The following is a 5,633-nucleotide window of genomic DNA, read 5'->3' as shown; positions in this document are numbered from 1 at the left end:
TTGGGATAGGCTCAATATTAGATAATAACGTCTATTTTACAAAAAACTTGGTTAACGTAGTTTATATTCAATTCAATGAAATATTGGGTTTTATTTTTATTCTTCTGTTGTATTCTCAATATCAACCTTACTTGAGTGTTATTTACTGGCGTTTTATCTTTTATCTGAACTTAAAGCAATAATTTCCGAAAACCTGCCCTTGTCTGCGGAAACGCTCCAGAGCTCAGGAATGATTATTCGAAAGTCAATTTTTGAATTTTGCAGGAATTGCAGTGATGGAGCCGCTGCTGTACTCATAGCTATGGTATTGTGCTGAGGTCATTTGTACCGACCTTGATGGCAATTCTGAAGCTAACATCGAAAAATAGATACTTGCCTGTAAGCATGGTTCTACAGTCTGACCCTGCCGTTAGGATATATTTATAAGCTCGAAAAATACGTATCCCGCTTTAAGCACTTTATCGTGACTACCTAAATAAAACCTTTAGGTAAGGTCTACAATTTTGGAGTTTTCCTTCAGGGCGACCGACTCGTTTTTATTGAAAAGGAGTTCCCGGCAAAAACTGTTAAACTTACTAAATTTGAGTTTTAGGATTCGAGAGCGAACCTGCTTAAGAAAAAGAAGTCGAAGTGAACGAGATAAGAAATTTAAATGTTGGAACTTTAAAGCAAAAAGTTCTTCTTAAGGATGGTTAAGGTGAAGAAAGTAAATAAATTTCCCAATATGCGTCTTTTGAATAAATCCGGCTTTTATATTTTTAGAAATAAAATGCTCATTTAAATTAAAAATACAGAGTATTATAATTTGGATTTAAAGTGATTTTTCTATCTAATTTAGTAGATTCATTCATTTTATGAATTATTTTTACATTTGATCACATAAATATACTTATCTTTTCATAATATATTTTATTTTTATCGTATATGGAAAAAAAGAACATTTAATACCTTTTTTATTGATATTTTAAGACAAATCCACAATTTAAATTGAATGAATAAGTCTGCCCATGTTTTCCCGTGAAATTTGCCCAGATTTTCCAGGACTATTTAATTATAAGTATAATTTATTCTATATGCTTTATATAAATTAAAACTATATGTTTAATATACTCACTAGCAATTAATATTTAGATATGTCAATCTTAAAATTAAGATAGGCTCCCAAAGATATCATGAAATTTAATTGTTAGGAGTATCGTGTAATAAAATAGTTTCGGAAAAATAGTTGTTTATGAATTCGAAAAAAACGATTATTTCTCAAAGATTAACAAAAATAGTTAACAATTTAAGAAAAATAAATTTATCTACAAAAAAAGAGTGGAGGGAATGAACATGGTCTTCAGCTATTACTATTCAAGGGTTTGCTGGTACTATGAGAAGGTTTGCTTCTTCATGAAGGTCTGTTACTGATTCAGCAAAGAAGTAACCTACAAAAATTATTCAGTTTGTTTGAAGTAACAGAAATAGTATTATAGTCATCTGTTCAAAGCGTGAAGTGTAAATTTTCAATTTATTGCTCCCTGGACTGGTGACTCTCTTTTATTTTCGTATCAATGGGTAATCATTTCTTTAAACTTTGCTTTCAACGAAATGCGATTTTTGCCTGAGACACAAAACAAGCATCATTATTTTCTTTTCTGAACATGGGGAAATCTCTGCCATCTTAACATAATCGTTATTAGTAGAATTATTCTTTTGTTAGGTATACACAAATAAGGCCGTAAGATAATGTAAAATCAATCATCTTGGAAATTCAAGTTTGATATTAACTATACTTAGCTAGACGAAGTTCTTGAGCAAACTATTTATTTAATGCAAGGAAAAAGGTAACCTATTAGCGATGAATTCCGCCTAAACTTTATAGTCTAAAACCGTTTATGCTGATAACTTTTACATCAACTATTGAGGTTTTACTGATATACTATTATGTGTATACCATTTTATCGAGAGGTATAGGTGGCTTCATAGGTGCTACCTTGAGATATGCTTTAGGTAGATGGATTCAAAATAGCTTCGTCAATTTTCCAGTAGGCACATTAATCATAACATTAACCATAAACACAATAGGAAGTTTCTTTTTAGGGAAGTACTTGAAAGCAAGAAATAGTTGGAAGTGTTGATATGACTGAAAGACAGGTCGAAAGCGTAATTGTTGAAATTCCAAAAGGGAGCCGGAACAAATTCGAATATGATAAGGAAAAGAGACTGATAAAATTCGACAGAATGCTTTCTTCTTCAATGGTATATCCCTCGGATTATGGTTTTTTCCCAGACACGCTATCCCTTGATGGTGACCCTTTAGATGCTATGGTTTTAACGTGGGAACCCACATTTCCGGGTTGTGTAATCGATGTCTATCTTGTAGCGTTATTTGACATGGAAGATTATAAAGGAAGAGATCAAAAAATCCTATGCGTTCCAAAGAATGATCCTATGTGGAATTATATTGAGTCAGTCGATCAGGTCCCGCCTCATTTATTTAAGGAAATTACTCATTTCTTCCAAACTTATAAGAACTTAGATAAAAAACAAGTGAAAGTTATCGGTTGGAAAAGCCTCGAAACAGCAATCACTGTACTTCAGGAAGCTAAAGATCGATATGCTGCACAGAAAAAATAAAGCAGACGAAAAACCGGAAAACCATTGTCATCAATTGTGGGGGATGTGATTCTGGGTCTTCACTGTAGAAAAGTGAAGAAAAACATCTGACAAAATTACTTGATTTGTAAACTGAGCATTGTATGAAAATCCGATTTTACTATTTTTCAGTTTTGTACTGGTTCTGTAAACCTTATACAGAATTCAGTTCCTGAATCTCTTTTTAACTCAACTTCGCCATCTAACTGATCTACCAGGGTTTTCACTAACTGTAATCCAAGAGAATTGGAATCTTCTAAATTGAAATCTTCAGTAATACCAAGCCCGTTATCCGAGATTATTAATACAAAATCGGTGCCATTATAACTTTCTTTTATGCTTTCCTGATCTTTACTTGCGTATTCTGCAGAGTCTTTCCTACAAAGTTTGATTTGGATTTTTCCGTTATCTCTGCCTAAAAATGCGTACTTCAGGGAATTTGATACGAGTTCGTTAATGATTATTCCTAGTGGGACAGCAACATCCATATTAAAGAAAATATTTTCTTCAAGTTCAATATTCAGGCTCGTGTTAACATTCCCAACTCTATAAGTCTGAAAGAGATTTTCAACAAGCCTTTTAATATACGACGAGAAGTTTATTGTATCGTTTCCTCTGCCTTCATGCAGCTCTTCATGGATAAGAGCAATTGACATCACTCTGTCCTGGCTTTCGATGAAAGCGTTCAGAACTTCAGAATCTTCAGTAGATTCTCTGCTTCTGAACTTTTCAGCCTGTAGATCAAGAAGGGAAGAAATCACTTGCAGATTATTTTTAATTCTATGATGAATTTCTTTTTTTCGGGCATCTTCGGCTTTTGCCAGAAGTCTTTCCGCATTGACCTGCTCAGTAATATCTCTACCAATAGCTGAGACAGCAATTAGCTTTCCAGAAGCGTCAAAAACAGGAGAATAAGTTACTGAAACATTTATTAGTCTACCATCCTTTTTTAACCTTACAGTTTTATAACGCTGGATTTTTTCTCCGTGCTTAACTTTTTCAATTAATTTGGTTATGTCTCCTTTAAAATTATCCAGTTCAACGATAGAGACATTTTTACCCAGAGCTTCTTCAGCCGAATAACCATAAATCTGCTCTGCTCCTTTATTCCAGCTTGTAATAGTACCTTCGAGAGATTCAGTTACAATAGCATCACTTGATGATTCCACAACATCCGCTAATATCCTGATCTTCTCCTCGACTTTCTTATGTTCGGTGATGTCCTGAACTATTCCTCTTATTCGAATTGGGTTTTTATTTCCATCATAAACAACTTCACCCTGTGCATGGATTATACGCTCTTCTCCATCAGCTGAGATAATCCTGTGATCAATGCTAAAGGACTTACCACTTAAAGTATTTTTAACGGCATTATCCACATAGTTTCGATCTTCGGGATGCACATAGCTTAAAAGTTCACTGTGTGTATAAAACAACCTTTTAGAAAAATGCCCAAAAATACGACACATCTCATCAGACCAGTAAATTTCACCGGTTGTAATATTCCAGTCCCAGTTCCCAATATGAGCTATTTTTTGAGCTTCAGAAAGTCTTCTTTTTTCTTCCATCAATGATTTATAAGCCTTTTCAAGCTCAAATGTACGCTCTTTGATTTTTGCTTCTAAATTATTATGTGCTAGTCTAAGGGATTCTTCTGCTTTTTTACGCTCAGTTATATCCTGTGTTATGCCGAAACCACCGATAACCTCTCCGTTTTTGTCAAATTCAAAATATGCCCTCTTACGCACCCACTTGATCTTACCATCCACGACAATGCGATATTCTATGTCATATGGTCTGCCCTTTAATTGGGCTATCCATTCTTTATCAACATATTTCCTATCATCCGGATGGACTTTAGAAATGAAGGTTTCATAAGTCAGATGAGTGTCTTTTGGGATGCCAAAGATACGGTAATTCTCGTCAGACCATGTCAATTCGTTTTTAAGAATATCCAGACGCCAGCTTCCGATATTTCCTACTATTTGAGCACGATCAAGATCTTCCCTGCTTTTCTCTAGCTTATCCACAAGAATCTCACGTTCTTTCAGTGATTTGGCAAGTTTGAAGTTACTGTGGCTCAGTTGTGAGATCATGTTGGCAAGTTTCATGAAGAAGGACATATATTTGTTTACAGTTTTTCTACTCAGCCTTGGAATTTTCTCAAACTCTGCTATATACTCATCCTCATTGAAGCCGTATTTTTTAGCCTGGGATTGGAAAAAGTCATATTCAGGAGCCTCGTCTTCAAAAAAGAAATAGCCTGAAAAAATATTGCCTACGTGCTGACCTTCCACAATGAGGGGAGTTGCGACATTCCATATATTATTCTTGCACCTGTATATCTTAAATTCTCCGGGGGCAGCGCCCAGAGACAATTTTGTATCACTTTCTATGCAGTACTTGCAGGTTTCAGGATGAACCCTGTAGGATTTTGAGCAAATCTCTTGCCCCCCAGCAATTACAAAAACATTACCTTTGAGATCAATCAGAGCTGTGGTAATGTGAGTAAGTTCATATAAGTCATCCATGAGAGACTGGATCGATGGAATATCAAGAATATCAGCCAGCTTAAGTTTTTCAACCCCCCTAGCTTCACTTCCCGGGATTTTTTCTTCAAAATCTTTATGACTACTTATATCGAATCCATAAATATTTACATATTCTTGATCTGATAAGGGACAAAAAACAATCAAATAGACTCCTTTTCCAACTTTAACTTCCATTTTTTCTGGATAATTCTGGGTAATTACTTTTTGCACAATATCTAAGATACTTGAAGGCAGTCTTTCTACTATTGTCACGCCCCATTCATGTAATAAGGGTTCACTAGCCTCGTTTGAGTAAAGAATCGTACCATCTTTTCCAACACTGATTACAGGATTCGGACTATTCTCCTGAAATTGCTCCATTCATTTTCCCCTTCAGACTCCTCTCTTTGACGGTGAAATACCTGACTTTAGGGTATTGTTACGTCTACTCAACAAGCAAATGTA

At 34.8% G+C, this 5,633-nt stretch carries 2 protein-coding genes; one reads left to right on the top strand and one right to left on the bottom strand.

The genetic code is table 11. The features are described 5' to 3' along the window. Window positions 1-2,121 precede the first annotated feature (2,121 nt). A complete protein-coding gene (locus tag A9239_RS12265) occupies window positions 2,122-2,619 on the top strand; it encodes an inorganic diphosphatase (RefSeq protein WP_048119197.1) in 498 nt (165 codons plus the stop codon). 146 nt (window positions 2,620-2,765) lie between these two features. Here the strand turns inward: A9239_RS12265 and A9239_RS12260 are convergent, their stop codons facing one another. Beyond that, window positions 2,766-5,549: a PocR ligand-binding domain-containing protein gene (locus A9239_RS12260; RefSeq protein ID WP_052712711.1), complete on the bottom strand. Its 2,784-nt coding sequence runs from the start codon at window positions 5,547-5,549 to the stop codon at window positions 2,766-2,768. Window positions 5,550-5,633: the final 84 nt, after the last annotated feature.

This window comes from Methanosarcina sp. A14 (genome assembly GCF_001729375.1).
GTDB classification, from domain to species: Archaea; Halobacteriota; Methanosarcinia; order Methanosarcinales; family Methanosarcinaceae; genus Methanosarcina; species Methanosarcina barkeri.
Note: the sequence above shows the minus strand (reverse complement) of the source record. Positions and strands in the feature narration are given on the sequence as shown.